Consider the following 17,424-nt stretch of genomic DNA (forward strand, 5'->3'; position numbering starts at 1 on the left):
ATGGAGGTCGGCGAGCTCAGCCAGGCTTGCCGTCCAGGCGGGGGCGGGTCAGCACGGCCCAGTAGCGCACGGCATACAAGCCGAAGCCCAATGTCCAGAAGGCGCCGGAAACAAGCACGGCGGCGAGGGTTTGGGACGGTGCGACGAGCGGCACGAAAATCCGCACGAGCGCGGCGAGCAGCACCAGCACGAAGCAGGCGGTATCGACCTGGTCGGCGCGCAGGATTCGAGCGGTGTGACCTCGCGCCGTGCGGACCATCATCCCGATGATGAGCCCCCCGGCCGCGCCGACGGTCAGCGCGTGGGTAGCCAGCGACGGCGACACCCAGCCATGCAATGCCAACACCCGCAACGCGAGGTGCACGGGAATCCACGCGTAGGCCAGGTGCAGCACGAGAACGAGTGTGTTGTTCAGCGTTTTCCAGGGCCGCCAGAGCAGCCAACGCACGAGATGCACGAGCGCCGCCGGCACGGCGATGGCTGCCACGACAAGCGACGGCAGGCCCATTGCGTCGCTGATCGGCAGCGCGATCAGAGAGCCCAGCGCCACCTTCTCGATCAGGGGGTGTCGCGTCGCATTGGCGCCGGAAATGCCGTTGTTGGTGAACATCGGGATCACCCGGCCGCCCATGACCGCCATGATGAACAGCAGGACATCCAGGGCCAACTGGATGCCGATCCATGTCGGCGTCTGGATCACGCCGAGGGCCGAGAGATGGAAGGCGAATGCAGCGCCCGACAGCACCAGCAGCAATCCAATGAAGAAGTAGTTGCGGCGGTTGCGTGCAGTCACGAGAGGGATGGCCAGCGCCACCGCGCACGCCAGCGGAAACGCCGCGTTGACGACGGCGGCCGTCCAGGCGAAGGGCGTGAGAACGAGGACGCGCCCTGCCACCCACAGCGCCGCCAGGGCGGCCAGCGGCGGTCCCACGGGCGTCGGCTGGCCCGACCAGTTGCGCCCCGCGGTGAAGAGGAAGCCGACGATCACGGCGAGGGCGAAGCCGAACAGCATTTCGTGTGCATGCCACAGCGGGCCCTGGAGGTAGGCCCCCGGCAGCCAGCCGGCGAACTGCATCGCCCACAGGCCGACGGACAGCGCGGCGAAGGCGCTCGCGAGCAGATAGAACGGTCGGAAGCCGAGTTGCCACAGGGCAAAGCCGGGCCCTTCTTGGGCCGCGGGTGGTTGCGCGCGTTTGACGGCGGTGAAGGGCGCCATTACTGGGTCTTTCTGGCGCCGGCGGCGCCGTGTTGGAGTCGCCACGCCACGGCCGCGCCGGCCACGGTGGCGGCAAAGAAGCCGATCGTCGCTGCGTTGAATGAGGCGCCGGCAGCGCGCAGCGGTTCGCTGAAGGTCCCCAGGACGAGCCGCATCAGGAGCGACAGGTGCAGGGCAGCCAGCGGCAGATAGAAGAAGGCGCCGAACTGCAGCTTGACCCGTGCGATCGCCGGCAGCACGACCGGCGCGTGCCCCATCATCATGCTGACGACGAAGCCGAGTCCCAACGCGTGCAGCGCTGCGTCGCGGGTGGCCCATCCGAGCGCCGTCGTGGCCCACGCCACGCCGGCGACCCCGAGCCAGGCGTAGCCGCCCAGGAGACAGACCGCCATGTAGCGGCTAATGCCGTGCGCGAACACCGTGCGTCGCGCGACATCGAAGGTCACCAGCCACGCGGCGAGCAGCACGAGCGCCGTGCCGTAGACCAGCCCACCGGCGCGCGGCGCCACGCCCGACCATGCGGCGCCCGCCAGCAGCAGCGACAGCACGACATGCAGCGTGACGCTGGCGCTCGGGCGTCGGCGCATGAGCCGCGTCATCTCCAGGCGTTCGGCGGCGATCGTCATGACGAGAAAGGCAAACCACCAGGGAAAAACTGTATTGCCGCCATGTCCCAGCGCGAACAGAACGTTGCCTGTCACCCATGCGGCCGCGCCGACCAGCAACAGAAGGGTGTGGGCCGCGTGTTGGCGCCGCACGACGACCGCGTTGACCGCAAGGAAGGACACCGCCGCCGCCACGCCGAGCCACGCGCCGGCGGCCTGCTGCCCAAGGACCAGGCACAGCGCGCCGGAGCCCGACGCGAGCGGCGCGAGGAAAGCCGCACGATGCTTGACGGCCACTGCGCGTTCGATGCCGATGACCGTGCCCAGAAAGCCGCAGATCATGAGGGCCGCATGCACCAGCAGCACCTGGCCGGTCCAGGCGAAGGAAAGCGGATCCGGCACCGCGACGCCGAGCCGCCAAAGTCCGCCCGCGACACCTGCCACCAAGGAGACGGTCACCAGCGCACCGAACACCACGCGCGCGAAGATCCATGTGCGGGATGCCGGTGCCCAGCGGCGGGCTCGGACGGCAGGACGTTCGGCGTTCACCATCCCATGAACCGTCTGGCGTTGGCGCTCATGCGGTCTGGGGTCCAAGGCGGCTCCCACACCAGTTCGATGCAGATCCTGAGATCGGCCGGGAGGACCTTGTCCAGCTCGAGCTCTGCATCCTCGATGATGAGGTCGATCACCGGGCAGGCGGCTGAAGTCATCGTGATCAGCACGTGCGCGGTTGTGCTGTCTACGGTGACGCCGTAGATGAGGCCGACATCGACGATGTTCATCGAGACTTCCGGATCGACGACGCGTGACAGCGCGTCGGCGATCGGCTGGCGCAAGGCCTCCGGCCCGTCGTAGGGAATGGAAGCCGCCTCGAGAGTTGCCTGCTCTGGTGTACGAGCGCGACGAGAGGAGGAGGTCATGCCGCCCCCTTGGCAGCGCGACGCACTGGGGCTTGATCGACAAAGAATATTGCGGAAAGCGCCTCCCGGTTGTGAACCAGGTCCGCCAGCGTGTATCGATGCAGCACCGCATGAAACGCCGCCACGGCCTCATCCAGCACGCCGCGCAGACGGCACAGGCCGGTGATCCGACATTCGCCACCGCCTTCCCCGAAACATTCCACGATCGCGTTGCCTTCGGTGTGACGCACAACGTCGCCGATATTGATCGAGTCGGGCGCCTTCGCGAGCGACAGACCGCCTCCCTTGCCGCGGACGTTGGCGAGCCACCCGTGCTTGCCCAGGAAATGGACCACCTTGGTCAAGTGATGCTCCGACACCGCGAAAGAGGAGGCGATCTCGGCGATGGTGGCGCGTCGCTCCGGCTGCGCGGCCAGGTAGATCAGCACCCGCAGGCTGTAGTCGGTGAAGGCGGTGAGCTTCATGATCTCTCACGGGCAAGCCGCCTCACCGTTCGGCCACGTGGCCCGCCTGGACGGCCAGACCTTTGCGGCCCTTCAAGCGCGGCGATGTTTGCGGCGCAGATTGCGACGCTGGGCGGCGCAGCAGACGCAGCGCGTACCCGGCGAGCAGCACCGCGCCCAGGGCGAAGACGATGTCGCCCGGAACACGCATCCAGACCAGGATCTCCATCACGCGGGAATGCACGATCTCGGCAGAGCGGGCGTACCACAAGCCTTGCGTGACGCTGGCCCAGGCCTGGTAGATGCCGGCGGGCAGCAGCGACAGGAACACCATCATGGCAAGACCGATGTTGAGGCCCCAGAACGCGGGCTTGAGCAAGCCGTCGGCGTGCAGCTCGCGCTCGTACAGACCGCGCAGGCAGAACAGCATCAGCCCGATGCCCAGCATCCCGTAGACGCCGAAGAGCGCGGCGTGGCCGTGGGCGGCGGTCATGTTGAGCCCTTGCACGTAGTAGAGCGAGGCGGGCGGGTTGATCGCGAAGCCGAGCACGCCGGCACCGATGGTGTTCCAGAAGCCGACGGCCACGAAGCACATGATGGTCCACTTGTAGGCGGCGAGCCAGGGCATGGCCTGCGACCGCCGGTAGGTCTGCAGCGCCTCGAGGCCGATCAGGGTCAGCGGCACGACCTCGAGCGCGGAGAACACGGCGCCCACGGCGATCACCGACGTCGGCGTGCCGGTGAAGTAGAGGTGGTGCAGCGTTCCGAGGATGCCGCCGAACAGGAACACGATGGTCTCGGCGATGATCGCTCGGTTGGCGCTTTCGGTGCGCACCAGGCCCAGACGCGTGAAGATGAGCGCGACGACGGCGGTGGCGAACACCTCGAAGAAGCCTTCCACCCACAGGTGCACCAGCCACCAGCGCCAGTACTCGATCATCGAGTAGTGGGTGTGCTGTCCCCAAACCAGCGAGGTGGAATAGAAGCCGCCGATGCAGGTTGCCGACAGGAACACCATCGCGATCAGGCCTCGCGATGCCGAGGGCTTGGTCAATGCCGGCCACAGCGCGCGACCCAGCAGGAAGACCCAGAAGAGCAGGCCGACGAACAGCAGCACTTGCCAGACGCGGCCCATACTCGTGTATTCCAGGCCCTGGTTGCCCAGCCAGAAGCTGAAGTCAACGCCACGGTGCTGCAAGGTGCCGAGCCAGCCGGTCAGCGTGGAGCCGACGACGATGGCGATCAGGGCCCAGAAGAGCACATCCACGCCGAGCTTCTGCAGCTTGGGCTCGCGGCCGGACAGCAGCGGGGCGATGTACAGGCCGGTGGCCAGCCACGCGGTCGCGATCCAGAAGATGCCGATCTGCGTGTGCACCGTACGGCTGACCACGTAGGGAAGCAGCTCGGCCAACGGAAGCCCGAAGAACGACTGCCCCTCGACCGCATAGTGGGCCGTGATGACCCCCATCGCGATCTGCAGCAGCATCAGCCCGATCACCGCGAAGAAGTACTTGCGCGTGGCCTTCATGGAGGGCGTCGCGGTGGCACCGAGCAGCGGGTCCGTCTTGGGCGGCTGCGCCTCGGCTTCGTGCCTCTGGCTGCCGTGCAGCCACAGCATGGCGGCGATGGCTGCCAGCAGCAGGACGATGCTGACCATCGACCAGACAGCCGCGGAACTGGTCATGGTGTTACCGACCAGCGGCTCGTGCGGCCAGTTGCTGGTGTAGCTCAGTCCCGTCTCCCCAGGTCGGTCGGTGGCCGCAGCCCACGCTGTCCAGAAGAAGAAGGCGGTCAGTGCCTGGCGGTCGGCGCGATCGGGCAGCGTGTCCAGCGTCATGGCATATTGCTCGCGCAGCGTGGCGACCGAGCCGTCGTGGCCAAACAGGGCCTCATAGTGCGCGGCCGTTTCTCGGATCGCCTGCGCGCGTTCCAACGAAACGCTGACCACACCGCTCGTGCTGTCGTAGGTGTTGCGCCGCATCTCGTCGATCACCGTGGCGTCGAGCGCACCGCGTTCCGATGCGCTCAGCGCGGAGGGCTCCTTGCGGTAGGGCTGCGCGTGGCGATTCTTGAGCGCAACGGCCTCACGGTGCAGCCAGTCCGCGGACCAGTCGGGCGCGACGTAGCCGCCATGGCCCCACACGGAGCCCAGCTGCTGTCCGCCGGCCGACAGCCAGACCTGTTGGCCCCGCTGGACCTGCTCGCCGGTGAAGATCACCTCGCCGTTGGAGGCGGTGACGGATGCGGGAATCGGTGGGGCCGTCAGGTAGATCTGCACGCCCAGGTAGCCGAGTGCACCGAACGACAGTACGAAGATGAAGGCGAGCCAGCGCCACAGCCTGTTGTTGTTTCTCATGACATTTCCTTGGGTCATCGAAGAGGGGCCCGGCGTTCAGGCGCCGCCGCATCCACCGCAGCAACCCCCGCTCGCATTGGCGGTGAAGGCCGGGATCTTGGTGATGGCAACGCGCCACACCGAGGGACCTTCCTCGAGGTAGTTCCATGCGAAGCGGTTGGGCCACTGCGCCTGCAACTGCGCGCAAAGCGGCCTGGGATCGTGGTCGTTCACGAGTTCGATGGCGTGGCCGTCATCGAGGGCGGCGAAGGTCGAGAAGATGTGCGAATGACGAAAGCGTGGTTCCAGAACTCGGACATCGACGGTGGAGGAGAAGACTGCAGATTTCACGGGGATTCCTTGTGGATAGCGAAGGGGCTAGAAGGTGTATTCAAGATGCATCTATGCTAGGAAAGGGCCCGGCGCGAGGTGTTGATCTGCATCAAGGTCCGCATCGAAATCGAGGTCGCCTGCGAGCGCCATCGGAGCGCTGCGCCGCGTCACCGGCTTGAGCGCAGATGCAGGACATCGCGGCGATGTCTCGACGGTCCAGTTGCAGTGCAGCGTGGTTCGCCAGCTGCGCGGCGCTGGAGCAGCCGGAGCACGACCAGACCAAGGGGCTTGCGGCGGGATCGTCAAGCGGCCTATCCATCATGGTCAGGCCACGTAACGCAGCACCGTGTAGAAGTGGCAGCCGCTTCCGGCCAGCACGAACAGATGCCACAGCCCGTGGCCGTGACGGACCTTATGGTCGGTGGCGTAGAAGAGCAGGCCGACCGTGTAGCAGGCGCCGCCGCCCAGCAGCCAGCCGAAGCCCGCCGGCGTGAGTGCCCGCCAGAGTGGCCACGCCGCTACCAACGCGAGCCACCCCATGAGCATGTAGATTGCCAGCGACACGGCGCGCGCGCCTCGGGCGAGCCAGATTTCCTGGACGATGCCGGCCAGCGCCAGCCCCCACACGACACCCAGCAGCGACCAGCCCCATGCGCCACGCAGCGACACCAGCGCGAACGGCGTGTAGCTGCCGGCGATCAGCAGGTAGATGGTGCAGTGATCGAATTTGCGCAGGACATCTTTCGCGCGTCCCTTGAAGCTGTGGTACAGGGTCGAGAACAGGTAGAGCGCGACCAGCATCGCGCCGTAGATGCTGAAGCCTGTGATCTTCCAAGGGTCGCCCGCGCGACTGGCCTGCGTGATCAACCAGGCGGTGCCCGCCGATGCGAACCCGGCGCCGGCGAGATGGCTGATGCTGTTGAAACGTTCGCCGCGGTACATGCCTTGCACTGCTTATTCGCGAGCGCTGCGGCGCTCGCCCAGCAAGCGCTGGATCAGGCGGTCCTTCTCTGCCCATTGGGCCTCGACCCATTCGCGAATCCGCTGGCGGTGCGCCCTGTCGCCCGATGAATCCCCGCCCAGCAGGCTGGGCGGAATGGCACATCGACGGACGTCGACGGTGACGGCCTTCACCTTGCCGCACAGCAGCGCCCAGAAGCTGGGCGTCCCCTCGGGGTAGACGATGGTCACGTCGAGCATGGCCTCGAAGCGCTCGCCCATCGTGGCCAGCGCCACGCCGAGGCCACCCGTCCTGGGTTCGAGCAGATGGCGGTAGCTGCTGTTCTGCGCGGCATGCTTGGCCGCCGTGAAGCGGGTGCCCTCGGCGAAATTGATGACTGCCGTCGGAACGCGCTTGAACTTCTCGCAGGATCGTCGGGTCGCTGCCAGATCCCCTCGATGCGCATTCCGGCCTCGGCCGCGTTTCATGAACGGAAAGTCGAGCGCCCACCAGGCCAGCCCGATCACCGGCACCCAGATGAGCTCGCGCTTCAGAAAGAATTTGAGAAACGGGATGCGTCCATGGAAGGCACGCTGCAGCACCAGGATGTCGACCCAGCTCTGGTGATTGCTCGACACCAGATACCAGCCGCGGCGATTCAGGCCCTCGAGGCCCCGGATCCTCCATGGCGCCGGGCACGCGGGCGCGATCCACGCGTTGTTGACGGCCACCCATCCGGTGGCCAGGGTGTTCAGGATCCGGTCACAGCCGGTGCGCACGCTGCCGGCGGGCACGATCAACTTGACCAGCGCCGGTGGCACCATCAGGGTGAACGCGACCAGCGTGTTCAAGCCGAGCAGTGCAGCGCTGAGGGCACCGCGCAGCAGGGCGAGCATCGGTTGGAGGGCAGACAAGGAATGGCGTGCAGAAGGAGGAGCAGGGCGCCTGCGTTTGCGCAGACCTTCAGCCATTCTGCGTGGGCTGCACCTTTGACTTGTTGATCCCGCTCAACCTTCCATGGCTTGCCGGGCATCGATGGCTGCCTCGCGCAGCGTGGCGATCGAGCCCGTCGGTGCCGTCAGGAGGCCGCACCGCGGCGACGCCGCATCTCCGCGCCCATCGCGTCGCGCGCGCCATCGTCGAGCAGCGCGGCCGCAGCCGGATAGGCGAGCTGCTCTTCGGCTTCGATGTGAGCTCCATACAGGCGCGTGAATGCATCGATCTCCGCTGCACTGGCCGTCGAGATTGCTTGCATCTCTGCGCGCTCGAGCCGTTCGAGGATCGCGCGCACCGTGCGCCAGCGCGCATCCATCTGAAGATGTTCCTGCTGCAGGCGAGCGACCAGCGCGAGCATGGAAGGATCGCCGCGCACGACCAGCGTCGGGAACACATGCATCTCCTCGTCGAGATGGTGCTGCGGCGCGGCCATATCGAAGTAGCGCATGACGTCGCGGGCGGCCTGCCGCGCCTGTTGATCGGCGCCGTGACGCGCGACATGGGCGCGCAGCCGCTCGAGCAGCCCGAGGGTGCGCTCCAGGCGCTCATGGCAGGCTTCCATCATCTCGAAGGGTTGTTCGAATCCGGCCGCTGGCGATGCGATGAGAGAGGCCAGGCGCGAAGAGCGGTTCATGGCGCGGGGACCAGTTCGGAGACATAGCGCTCGAGGTCCGGCCGCGCCGGACCGGCCGCGTGGGCCAGCACGGTGCCCACGCTGATGAAGCAGAGCGGTTCCTCTTGTGGGTCCAGAGCGAACAGTGCGCGCAGTCCGGTGGATTGCAGCGCCTTGCCGGAGGTCAGTGCCGAACCGTAGCCCAGGACTGTCGCGGTCAGAAGCATGTTCTGGATGGCGCATCCGGCCGACACGATCCTCTCGGCGGCCGGAATCTCCTCGTTGTCGGGGCCCAGCCGCACGATCGCCAGCATCAGGACCGGAGCGCGAAAGGCCTTCTCGCGCGCCTTGCCCCGTTCGTCAGGCGTGGCTTGCTGCAGGGCCTGCGCGAATACATCAGCGAGGCGCCCGCGTTGCGGCGGCGGCACGATGACAAAGCGCCACGGGACCAGGCCGCCGTGATCGGGGGCCGCGGCCGCGGCGCCGAGGATCTGCTCGAGTTCGGACCGCTCAGGTCCGGGCGTGCCGAGCCGCTTGGGCAGTACCGTGCGGCGCGTGTGCAGGAGTGCTGCCAGTTGCCGTTCAGTGACAGGCGGATCAGCCAGGATGGCCGTCGAAGCGCAGGCGTCCGTATCAGGAGGCATGTCGAATTCCCCGGATGAGCATGAGAGCGGCTCGCGAGAGGGCAACGAGCGTCAGCATGGTCCGGCCGAGCCGGAAGGTCAAGGTGGCGGAAACACGCAGCAGCGTCGCGGCCGCCCGGGCCGCGTTCATCCGCAACTTCCGAGGTGCCCGCACTGCGTGCAGTAGTCGCAGCCGTCCTTTCGGATCATGGCGTGGGCGCCGCATTCCGGGCACTTGGCGCCCATCAAGGGCGAGGGTGCAGCAGCCGTCGGCGTCGAAACGTCCGGCGCCGTTGGCGCCGAGCCGCTTCGCTTCGCGATCAGCTGCTGAATCGCGTACGCGATGGCGCCGACTTCGGAGTCGTGCCACATGGGCACCTGGCTGCCATCGGCCTTCACGTGATGGCCCAGACGCACGGGACCGCGGTCCCATGCCACCTTGCGCATGTCAGCGAGCGCGCGTTCGAGGAAGCCCCCGCGTGCGGCCAGCGACAGCAGCCGCATGCTCGCGGTGATCCACTGCTGCGATTCGCCGCTCTGGCCCACGGGCATGAAGAACTCGATGGCCCGTTCCCGCCCGTCGGCCAGGGGCAGGAAGGACACCACCAGATAGAGCGTCTGCCGGCCCTGCTGCGTCCAGTACTCGATCTTCTCGGCGCTGGCATTCAAGGCACCCGTCGGACGGCTCTCGATCATCGCGCGCATCGGGTCGGCCGCGGCGTTGTCAGCGCGCGAGGGCGCGCCCTCTTGCGCCGTCGGCGCGACCTCCAGCACCGACCCCAGGATGCTGTTGGGCCGGTAGGTGGCCAGTCCCTTCAGGTTGGCGGTCCAGGCGTGCAGGTAGAGTCCCTTGAAGTCCTCATAGGGGTAGTCGGCGGGCACGTTGACCGTCTTCGAGATGGCAGTGTCGACGAAGGGCTGCACCGCTTCCATCATCGCCAGATGGCCGGCCGCGGGCATCGACAGTGCCGAGACGAAGTAGGCGGGTAACGCGTCGGTGTCCCCACCCAGGGAGCGGTACAGGCGCCAGGCGTAATCTTCAACCTCGTACTCGGAGATGCTGCCGTCGGCTTCGCGCTTCTTGCGCCGATAGGTCCAGGAGAACGCCGGCTCGATGCCGTTCGAGGCGTTGTCGGCGAACGCCAGGCTCACGGTGCCGGTGGGTGCGATCGACACCAGATGGCTGTTGCGGATGCCATGCATGCGGATCTGCTCCTGCAATGCCTGGTCCAGGCGGCTGGCGAAGGTGCCGCGCGCGAGGTAGCGCTGCGCATCGAATAGTGGGAACGGACCCTTCTCGCGCGCCAGCGCCACCGACGCCGCGTAGGCGGCGTCGCGCAGGCTGCGTGCAATGCGCATGGCCATGGCCCGGCCCTCGGGCTGGTCATAGCGCTGGCACAGCATGGCCAACGTGTCGCCCAGCCCCGTGAAGCCCACGCCGATGCGGCGCTTGGCCATGGCTTCGGCGCGCTGCTGCGGCAGCGGCCAGAAAGTGAGGTCCAGCACGTTGTCGAGCGCCCGAACCTGCAGTGCGACGGCTTCGTTGAAGCGCTGGAAATCGAACTGCGCCGTCCCGCCGATCCCGAACGGATGGTCGACGAAGCGCGGCAGGATGATCGGCCCGAGGTCGCAGCAGCCGTAAGGCGGCAAGGGCTGCTCGCCGCAGGGATTGGTCGCCTCGATGTGCTCGCAGTAGCGCAGGTTGTTGTCGTTGTTGATGGCGTCCGTGAACAGGATCCCCGGTTCGGCGAAGTCGTAGGCCGAACGCATGATCGTGTCCCAGAGTTCTCGCGCCGGCAGGCGCCGGTAGATCCAGTGGCCGTCCAGGGCCTGCGTGGCGCCTCGCGCGATCAGTTCGGACCCCGGCTTGGCGCTGTGCACGAGCGCCCATTCCTCGTCGGCCGCCAGCGCGCGCATGAACTGGTCGCTGACCGCGACGGACACGTTGAAGTTGTTCCAGCGCCCCGGCGTCCGCTTGGCGGTGATGAACTCCTGCACGTCGGGGTGGTCGATGCGCAGCACGCCCATCTGCGCGCCGCGGCGCGCCCCTGCGCTCTCGACGGTCGCACAGGACCGGTCGAACACGTCGATGTAGCTGCACGGGCCCGAGGCCAGCGAAGCGGTGGCGCGCACCTGGGCGCCGCGCGGTCGGATACGGGAAAAGTCATAGCCCACGCCGCCGCCACGGCGCATGGTCTCCGCGGCCTCGCGCAGTGCCTCGTAGATGCCGGCATAGCCGGCCTCGTCCTGGCCTTGAATGCAGTCACCTACCGGCTGCACGAAACAATTGATCAACGTGGCATCGAGCTCGGTGCCGGCGGCACTCATGATGCGCCCGGCCCCAATGGCTCCTGCGCGCAGGTTGGCGAGGAAGCGCGCCTGCCACTGCGCGCGTTCGCCTTCGGCCTCCACCGACGCCAGCGCGCGCGCGACGCGCGCAAACAGGTCCTCGGCCTCCTGCTCGCCGGGCTTGAGGTACTTTTCCAGCAGCACGTCGCGGCTGATGGGCTGCACCGGCAGCAACGAGCCCAAACCAAGGTCGTCACGCTTCATACGACGGTCTTCTTGGTCGCGGCGCCCGAACGGCACGAGCCGGCGCCCGGGTAGAACAAGCGGTGCTCTTCGCGAGCGCTTGAGCGGGCATCGCCGCGCGCGGCGGGCTGCTGCGAAAGGGTTGGGCTGGATATGACTGTGTGCTGATGCACGATGGGTCTCCTGAAGGGTGCTTGAGCTCGGGGATCAGACGCTCGAGCCGCCCGTGACCCGCGTCCGGCAAGAGCCAGTTGGGCCGTCGACGATTGGCGAGCTGCAGGCGAGGTGCATTTGGCAGGGCAGGGTGCGACGCAGTGGCTAGATGATTCGGGAGAAGCGAGCGCGCTTGCGATCCGTTTGCAGATAGCGGTCGAAGACCATCGCCACGGCCCGTACGAAGAACCAGCCTTTGTCGGTGACAGTGAGATCGCGGTCCGTGAGGCAAACGAGGCCGTCCGCCTCCAGCTGGCCGAGAGCGGCCAGTTCGGACGCGAAGTAGTCACGAAAGGTGATCAGGTGGGCGATGTCGATCGACTCGAAGTCGACATGGCCCTGGCACATGATGGCCATGATCACCGCGCGACGCAGCACGTCGTCGCGCGACAGCGCGAGCCCGCGCACCACCGGCAGCCGTCCCTGGTTGAGATGGTCGTAGTAGTCCTCCAGGGTCTTTGCGTTCTGGCTGTAGGTGCCACCAACCCTTCCGATCGCCGATACGCCAAGCGCGACAAGGTCGCAGTCCGGCTGCGTGCTGTAGCCCTGGAAATTGCGGTGCAGCCGACCTTGGCGTTTGGCGACAGCCAGGCTGTCGTCCGGCAACGCGAAGTGGTCCATGCCGATGTAGACATAGCCAGCGCAGGTGAGGGCGGTGATGGAGCGCGACAGCATCTCGATCTTCGTGGCCGCGTAGGGCAATTCGTCGGCGGCGATCCGGCGCTGCGGCTTGAACCTCTCGGGCAAGTGCGCGTAGGCATAGAGGGCGATGCGGTCCGGACGCAGCTCGCAGATCTGCGCCAACGTGCGGTCGAACGAGGCAGCGCTTTGACGCGGCAGTCCATAGATCAGGTCGACGTTGATGGACTGGAATTTCAGCTCGCGCGCCGAGGCGACCAGATCGAATACTTGTTGTGCCGGCTGGATGCGATGTACCGCTTGCTGGACGTCGGGGTCGAAGTCCTGGACGCCGAAACTCAGCCGATTGAAGCCCAGCCGGGCCAGGTGGGCAAGACGGCCGGCGTCGACCGTGCGTGGATCGACCTCGATGGAACATTCGGCGCCCGGCGCGAATGAAAAAGCTTCGCGCAGCATCCGCATCAGGTCGCTCAGCCCGTCATCGCTCAGGAAGGTCGGCGTCCCGCCGCCAAGGTGAAGCTGGCTCACCGGCGTCCGTGCGCTCAATTGCGCCGCGTGCAGGGCGATCTCCTTCTCCAGGTATCCCAGGTACTCACGCGCACGGGAGGCATGCCGCGTGATGATCTTGTTGCACGCGCAGTAGTAGCACAGCGACGCACAGAACGGAATGTGGACGTAGAGGGAGATGGGGGTCATGACTGCGCTGATGCCCAGCCTTCGCTGCCGCGCCGCGGCACCGTAGTCGTCGGGGCCGAAGGCCTCGACAAAGCGGTCCGCCGTCGGATAGGACGTGTAGCGAGGCCCGGCCACATCGAAGCGGGCCAGCACGTCGGCCGAGACCGAAGACGGTGAGGTTTCGTGGGGCGGAGCCAGGACAGTGGACATCATTGCGTTCAACCAAGGAAAGGCAGGTCTTCACTGTGCCTTCGTCGCGCCGGTCGTTGGTTGATGCTTGTCAACATAAGCAGCCGGACCGCTCGGCAGGAGGCATCTGAACAACGATCTGCACGAGCGCCGATGACGACGATGACGACGATGACGACGATGGCGACGATGGCGACGATGGCGACGATGGCGACGATGGCGACGATGACGCCGAGCGACTCGGCGCCCGGCGAGACGCTGGCGGGAGAGCGGTCGGATGCGGCGTCGAGGCCATGACTGCCGCGACGGTCAGGGGGCGACGTTGCGTTGTGCGCGGAGCTTGCACGCTGAAGCGCCCGCGCTGCGTGCTGCCTACGAGCAGCAGGTGGTCCAGATCAATACGGTCTCGGAGATCTCAACTTCAGCGCTCGTTCGCAAGGGCATCCACCTGGGGTTCGAGCCGGGCTCGGCAGCAAATGGATCAGCGCGCAGCGCGCCTTGGCGCTTATCAGGAAAGCGCGCGGGCCAAGGTATCAGCGCAGTACCAGCACGGGCACGGCGGAGTTCGCAAGCACATGCGCGGTTTCGCTGCCCAGGAAAGCGCGTGCCAGCCCTTTTCGTCCGTGCGAGGCCATCACGATGAGATCGCTGCCGTGCTTGATGGCGGCACCAATGATTGAATCGGCCACTCGATTCGATTTGACAGACGCCGTGCTGACCCGTACGCCGCATGCTTCGGCGCGCTTCTCGAGCGCCTCGAGCATGGTCTTCGCCTGCTCAGCGCGCCGGCACCCGATGCGGTCGATCTCCTCGGCTTCGAATTCGATGGTGCCGTCCATGTAGCTCTTGGCTTGCCGTCGTACCACGGTCACGGCCCTGAGCTCGGCCTTGTGCTCCGCAGCCAGGTCGATGGCTTTCGAGACGGCCTTTTCCGCCAGCACGGAGCCGTCAGTGGCAACAAGAATGCGCTTGAACATGAACTGTCTCCTCGGAGGTTGAGTTTCTGCAGCGTAGCCCCGCGGGGGCTTTGGAGCTTGATCCAGATCAAGCATGCACCCGGTTTCAAACGCAGAATGCGGCAAGCGAACGAGTACATGGACCTGCCGACGCACCCGAGAAGGCGACGACTGCGGGGAATGGTGAGCGCGCGTCGAGCGCGCGCAACATAGGAATGCAGCTGTATCCGAACGAGGAGCCGATCCCGATGACTGACCGAACTCGTGAGCCCGCCTGGGCCCATGGATCCCAGCAACAAGGCCGGGATCGGTGCGTCAGCAATGGGGCGCATGCGATGTGCAGCATGTCCCACTTGAGCCTCGCTGTCTCGAACGCCTACGCGCGTCGACTCGTCGGCCGGCCGGATCTGCTGCATCGAACACGCTCCACTTGTGCGGCCGCTGCCGCAACGCTGACATGCGCTCGATGAACAGATCTCGGCAATGGACGCTGGGCGCCAAGCTGGCGCTGGTCGCCATGCCGTTCCTGTTGGCAGCCCTTGGCGCCATCGCGACCTTGGTCTACATGTCATGGCAGATCGAGGGGGGCGCCGCTGCGGTCAACGAAGCCGGGCGCATGCGCATGCAAACCTATCGGATGGTGCTGTCGGCTGGCGCGGGCGATGTACGGGCGCTGTCTCAGCAGGTGGCAGAGTTCGAGCGCAGCCTCCAGGGACTGCGCCGCGGCGACACCGAACGGCCGTTGTTCGTGCCCTGGGACGACACCGTGCGTCAACGCTTCTCCGTCGTCGAACGCGACTGGGCCGCCTTTCGCCGGCGCCTGAACGATTCGATGCCGCCGGGCGTCGCGACCCGCCTCGGCGAAGACGCCGTCGCGTTCACGTCGAGCATCGATGCATTCGTCGCCGGCATCGAGGCCCATTTGTCGCGATGGACTGCGCTGATGCATTTGCTGCAGGTCGCGATGATGGGCGTGGCGCTCATCGGCGCGGCGGTGCTGGTCCATACCGGTTACCGCTTCGTCCTGGAGCCGCTGGGATTGCTCAAGCGAGCGATTCACCGCCTACAGGATGGCGATCTCGGCGCCCGCGTCGAGCGCACCAGCACGGACGAGTTCGGCACCCTGGCGGAGGGATTCAACAACATGGCCGAGCAGCTGCAGGCCATGTACCGGAATCTGGAAGGCCGGGTCCAGGAGAAGACGGCGCAGTTGGAGAAAGAGCGCGGCCGGCTGGAATGCCTCTATGAGGTGACGACGTTGGTCGCCAAGGCCTCGACACTCGACAAACTGGCGCAGGGGTTCACGCAGAGCATCGCACAGATCGCACATGCCGACGGCGTCGCCTTGCGCTGGTCGGACGAGGCGAACCGCCGGTACCTGATGCTCGCCTCACAGGGCTTGCCGCAGGCGATGACCGATGCCGAGCATTGCCTGGCGGCAGGCGATTGCCATTGCGGCTCGCCACTGGCATCGCCGGGCGCGCGTGTCATTCCGATCCGTACCATGCACCCCCTGCGGATGCGACATTGCGCCCAGGCCGGCTTCGAGACCGTGGTGTCCATACCGGTCCGGCTGCATGAGCGGCTGATGGGTGAGGTGGACCTCTTCTTCCACGCCCAGATCACGATCTCCGAAGCCGAGCGCTCCCTGCTCGAATCGCTCACGGTCCACCTCGCGGGCGCGATGGAGAACCTGCGCCTAAACTCGCTCGGGCTGGAGGCCGCCATCTCGCAGGAGCGCGGCTTCCTCGCGCGCGAGCTGCACGACTCGATTGCCCAGTCGCTCGCGTTCCTGAAGATCCAGGTCCAGCTCATGCGCGACGCGATCGCTGCCGGCGATCCGCTGAAGGTCCAGCACGTATTGGGCGAGATCGACGTCGGCGTGCGTGAGAGCTACGGGGACGTGCGGGAGCTGCTGATGCACTTCCGCACCCGGGCCAACAGCGAAGACATCGAACCCGCACTTCTCACGACGCTGCGAAAGTTCGAGCACCAGAGCGGCCTGAAGGCAAGCCTGCAGATGCTCGGCCAGGGCATGCCCTTGCTCCCGGACACTCAGATCCAGGTGCTGCACATCGTGCAGGAGGCGCTGTCGAATGTTCGCAAGCACGCCCGTGCCAGCCAGGTGTGGCTGGACGTGCAGCAGGCGCCGCAGTGGCGGCTCGAGGTGCGCGACGATGGCCTCGGGTTTCCCGACGGCCACGGCGCGCCCGACGAGACTCACGTGGGCCTGCGCATCATGGCGGAGCGCGCCGAACGCCTGGGTGCGCAGCTCGACGTGATGTCCTCGCCCGGCCGCGGCACCTCGGTCGTCCTGACCCTGCCAATGATGTCCCGCACCGGTGGCGCGGTGGCGCCACCGCAACGCCAAATCGCCTGAATCCCCATGACCGAGCTGCCCCCGAAGATCCGCATCCTGGTTGTCGACGACCACACGTTGTTCCGGCGTGGCCTGACGGCACTGCTGCATCGCGATCCGCAATTCGAGGTCGTCGGCGACGCCGGCGATGCGGGCGAGGCGCAGCGCCGCGCCCAGGAGTTGAAGCCCGACGTGATCCTGCTGGACAACCACCTGCCGGGCGTCACGGGCGTCGATGCCCTGCCAGCCCTGCGCGAAGCCGTGCCCGCGGCACGGGTGCTGATGCTGACGGTGAGCGAAGACGAACGCGACCTCGCGGGCGCGCTGCGCGCCGGCGCGAGCGGCTACCTGCTCAAGACCATCGAGGGCGATGCGCTGGCCGCGGCGATCCGTCGCGCCATGCGCGGCGAGAGCATCGTGGCCGAGGAGATGACCGGCAAGCTGGTGGCGGCCTACCGTGATGCCGCCGCGCCGCAGCCTGCCCAGGTTGTGGAGCCCGCGGCGCCGGCGTCGCCGCTGCACGCGCTGTCGCCGCGCGAGCAGGACATCCTGCGCGGTATCGCGAACGGCCAGGGCAACAAGGAGATCGCGCGCTCGCTGGGCATCGCCGAAACCACGGTGAAGATCCATGTGCAGCACATCCTGCGCAAGCTCGACGTGAGCTCGCGCGTGCAGGCTGCCGTTATCGCAGTCGAGCACGGCCTGGCTTGATCCAGCGCAAGCGCGCGGCGTTTTCCCACAGCGCTAGTTCTTCATGAGGATGCCGGCGAACGGCCGCATCGTTCTTGTGCCGCCCCGCGGCCCTCCCACCGAAGGATGTCGCAAAGCGCCGAT

17 protein-coding genes are annotated in these 17,424 nt (G+C 66.8%); 3 read left to right on the forward strand and 14 right to left on the reverse strand.

Annotated elements, in window-relative coordinates; translation table 11 throughout:
* Positions 1-16: 16 nt before the first annotated feature.
* The 13 genes from ACSQ9A_RS29090 to hemN all read right to left on the reverse strand — a co-directional run bounded on the left by ACSQ9A_RS29090 (position 17) and on the right by hemN (position 13,296).
* Entirely contained in the window at positions 17-1,216 is a 1,200-nt protein-coding gene (locus ACSQ9A_RS29090; protein WP_436306423.1) for an NnrS family protein, read from the reverse strand.
* Positions 1,216-2,373: a hypothetical protein gene (locus ACSQ9A_RS29095; RefSeq protein ID WP_436306424.1), complete on the reverse strand. Its 1,158-nt coding sequence runs from the start codon at positions 2,371-2,373 to the stop codon at positions 1,216-1,218. The genes ACSQ9A_RS29090 and ACSQ9A_RS29095 overlap by 1 nt, the downstream gene beginning before the upstream one ends.
* The gene (locus ACSQ9A_RS29100; RefSeq protein WP_436306425.1) at positions 2,367-2,744 is read right to left on the reverse strand and encodes a metal-sulfur cluster assembly factor; all 378 of its coding nucleotides are present in this window, start codon (positions 2,742-2,744) and stop codon (positions 2,367-2,369) included. The genes ACSQ9A_RS29095 and ACSQ9A_RS29100 overlap by 7 nt, the downstream gene beginning before the upstream one ends.
* Positions 2,741-3,208, reverse strand: a complete 468-nt coding sequence (locus ACSQ9A_RS29105; RefSeq protein WP_093110357.1) for an RrF2 family transcriptional regulator — start codon at positions 3,206-3,208, stop codon at positions 2,741-2,743. Before ACSQ9A_RS29105 ends, ACSQ9A_RS29100 begins: the two co-directional genes overlap by 4 nt.
* Positions 3,209-3,230: 22 nt before the next feature.
* Positions 3,231-5,543 (reverse strand): nitric-oxide reductase large subunit, encoded by a 2,313-nt coding sequence (locus ACSQ9A_RS29110; RefSeq protein ID WP_436306426.1) that lies wholly within the window; start codon positions 5,541-5,543, stop codon positions 3,231-3,233.
* Positions 5,544-5,579: 36 nt separating this feature from the next.
* Positions 5,580-5,873, reverse strand: a complete 294-nt coding sequence (locus tag ACSQ9A_RS29115) for a DUF2249 domain-containing protein (protein WP_436306427.1) — start codon at positions 5,871-5,873, stop codon at positions 5,580-5,582.
* A gap of 91 nt (positions 5,874-5,964) precedes the next feature.
* Positions 5,965-6,174 carry a putative zinc-binding protein gene (locus tag ACSQ9A_RS29120; RefSeq protein ID WP_436307723.1) on the reverse strand — a complete coding sequence of 70 codons (210 nt, stop codon included), beginning with the start codon at positions 6,172-6,174 and terminating at the stop codon, positions 5,965-5,967.
* Between the two features lie 5 nt (positions 6,175-6,179).
* Positions 6,180-6,797, reverse strand: coding sequence for a PAQR family membrane homeostasis protein TrhA (gene trhA, locus ACSQ9A_RS29125; protein WP_436306428.1), 618 nt, complete (start codon positions 6,795-6,797; stop codon positions 6,180-6,182).
* 12 nt (positions 6,798-6,809) lie between these two features.
* On the reverse strand, positions 6,810-7,709 hold the full coding sequence (locus ACSQ9A_RS29130; RefSeq protein WP_436306429.1) for an acyltransferase: 900 nt from the start codon (positions 7,707-7,709) through the stop codon (positions 6,810-6,812).
* A 164-nt stretch (positions 7,710-7,873) separates the two neighbouring features.
* Positions 7,874-8,425: a hemerythrin domain-containing protein gene (locus ACSQ9A_RS29135; protein WP_436306430.1), complete on the reverse strand. Its 552-nt coding sequence runs from the start codon at positions 8,423-8,425 to the stop codon at positions 7,874-7,876.
* The gene (locus tag ACSQ9A_RS29140) at positions 8,422-9,048 is read right to left on the reverse strand and encodes a nitroreductase family protein (protein WP_436306431.1); all 627 of its coding nucleotides are present in this window, start codon (positions 9,046-9,048) and stop codon (positions 8,422-8,424) included. The genes ACSQ9A_RS29135 and ACSQ9A_RS29140 overlap by 4 nt, the downstream gene beginning before the upstream one ends.
* 126 nt (positions 9,049-9,174) lie before the next feature.
* Positions 9,175-11,580, reverse strand: coding sequence for an adenosylcobalamin-dependent ribonucleoside-diphosphate reductase (locus ACSQ9A_RS29145; protein ID WP_436306432.1), 2,406 nt, complete (start codon positions 11,578-11,580; stop codon positions 9,175-9,177).
* A 297-nt stretch (positions 11,581-11,877) separates the two neighbouring features.
* A complete protein-coding gene (gene hemN / locus ACSQ9A_RS29150) occupies positions 11,878-13,296 on the reverse strand; it encodes an oxygen-independent coproporphyrinogen III oxidase (RefSeq protein WP_436307724.1) in 1,419 nt (472 codons plus the stop codon).
* A 132-nt stretch (positions 13,297-13,428) separates the two neighbouring features.
* On the opposite strand from hemN, the gene ACSQ9A_RS29155 reads away from it, so the two are divergent.
* Positions 13,429-13,572, forward strand: a complete 144-nt coding sequence (locus tag ACSQ9A_RS29155) for a hypothetical protein (protein ID WP_436306433.1) — start codon at positions 13,429-13,431, stop codon at positions 13,570-13,572.
* 236 nt (positions 13,573-13,808) lie between these two features.
* On the opposite strand, the gene ACSQ9A_RS29160 is transcribed toward ACSQ9A_RS29155, so the two are convergent.
* Complete coding sequence (locus tag ACSQ9A_RS29160) at positions 13,809-14,327, reverse strand: universal stress protein (RefSeq protein ID WP_436306434.1); 519 nt, start codon at positions 14,325-14,327, stop codon at positions 13,809-13,811.
* Positions 14,328-14,697: 370 nt separating this feature from the next.
* On the opposite strand from ACSQ9A_RS29160, the gene ACSQ9A_RS29165 reads away from it, so the two are divergent.
* Together ACSQ9A_RS29165 and ACSQ9A_RS29170 are read left to right on the forward strand one after the other, a co-directional pair.
* Positions 14,698-16,611 carry a type IV pili methyl-accepting chemotaxis transducer N-terminal domain-containing protein gene (locus ACSQ9A_RS29165; RefSeq protein ID WP_436306435.1) on the forward strand — a complete coding sequence of 638 codons (1,914 nt, stop codon included), beginning with the start codon at positions 14,698-14,700 and terminating at the stop codon, positions 16,609-16,611.
* 6 nt (positions 16,612-16,617) lie between these two features.
* Positions 16,618-17,301, forward strand: a complete 684-nt coding sequence (locus tag ACSQ9A_RS29170) for a response regulator (RefSeq protein ID WP_436306436.1) — start codon at positions 16,618-16,620, stop codon at positions 17,299-17,301.
* Positions 17,302-17,424 lie beyond the last annotated feature (123 nt).

The organism is Variovorax sp. LjRoot290, assembly GCF_964253985.1.
Classification (GTDB): domain Bacteria; phylum Pseudomonadota; class Gammaproteobacteria; order Burkholderiales; family Burkholderiaceae_C; genus Variovorax.

Coding starts and splice junctions, on each gene's coding strand:
- ACSQ9A_RS29105 (WP_093110357.1), bottom strand. CDS start 3,208: ATGAAGCTCACCGCCTTCACCGACTACAGCCTGCGGGTGCTGATCTAC.
- ACSQ9A_RS29160 (WP_436306434.1), bottom strand. CDS start 14,327: ATGCTTGATCTGGATCAAGCTCCAAAGCCCCCGCGGGGCTACGCTGCA.
- ACSQ9A_RS29110 (WP_436306426.1), bottom strand. CDS start 5,543: ATGAGAAACAACAACAGGCTGTGGCGCTGGCTCGCCTTCATCTTCGTA.
- ACSQ9A_RS29090 (WP_436306423.1), bottom strand. CDS start 1,216: ATGGCGCCCTTCACCGCCGTCAAACGCGCGCAACCACCCGCGGCCCAA.
- hemN (WP_436307724.1), bottom strand. CDS start 13,296: ATGTCCACTGTCCTGGCTCCGCCCCACGAAACCTCACCGTCTTCGGTC.
- ACSQ9A_RS29120 (WP_436307723.1), bottom strand. CDS start 6,174: ATGGATAGGCCGCTTGACGATCCCGCCGCAAGCCCCTTGGTCTGGTCG.
- ACSQ9A_RS29140 (WP_436306431.1), bottom strand. CDS start 9,048: ATGCCTCCTGATACGGACGCCTGCGCTTCGACGGCCATCCTGGCTGAT.
- ACSQ9A_RS29095 (WP_436306424.1), bottom strand. CDS start 2,373: ATGGTGAACGCCGAACGTCCTGCCGTCCGAGCCCGCCGCTGGGCACCG.
- ACSQ9A_RS29145 (WP_436306432.1), bottom strand. CDS start 11,580: ATGAAGCGTGACGACCTTGGTTTGGGCTCGTTGCTGCCGGTGCAGCCC.
- ACSQ9A_RS29165 (WP_436306435.1), top strand. CDS start 14,698: ATGAACAGATCTCGGCAATGGACGCTGGGCGCCAAGCTGGCGCTGGTC.
- trhA (WP_436306428.1), bottom strand. CDS start 6,797: ATGTACCGCGGCGAACGTTTCAACAGCATCAGCCATCTCGCCGGCGCC.
- ACSQ9A_RS29135 (WP_436306430.1), bottom strand. CDS start 8,425: ATGAACCGCTCTTCGCGCCTGGCCTCTCTCATCGCATCGCCAGCGGCC.
- ACSQ9A_RS29100 (WP_436306425.1), bottom strand. CDS start 2,744: ATGACCTCCTCCTCTCGTCGCGCTCGTACACCAGAGCAGGCAACTCTC.
- ACSQ9A_RS29170 (WP_436306436.1), top strand. CDS start 16,618: ATGACCGAGCTGCCCCCGAAGATCCGCATCCTGGTTGTCGACGACCAC.
- ACSQ9A_RS29155 (WP_436306433.1), top strand. CDS start 13,429: ATGACGACGATGACGACGATGACGACGATGGCGACGATGGCGACGATG.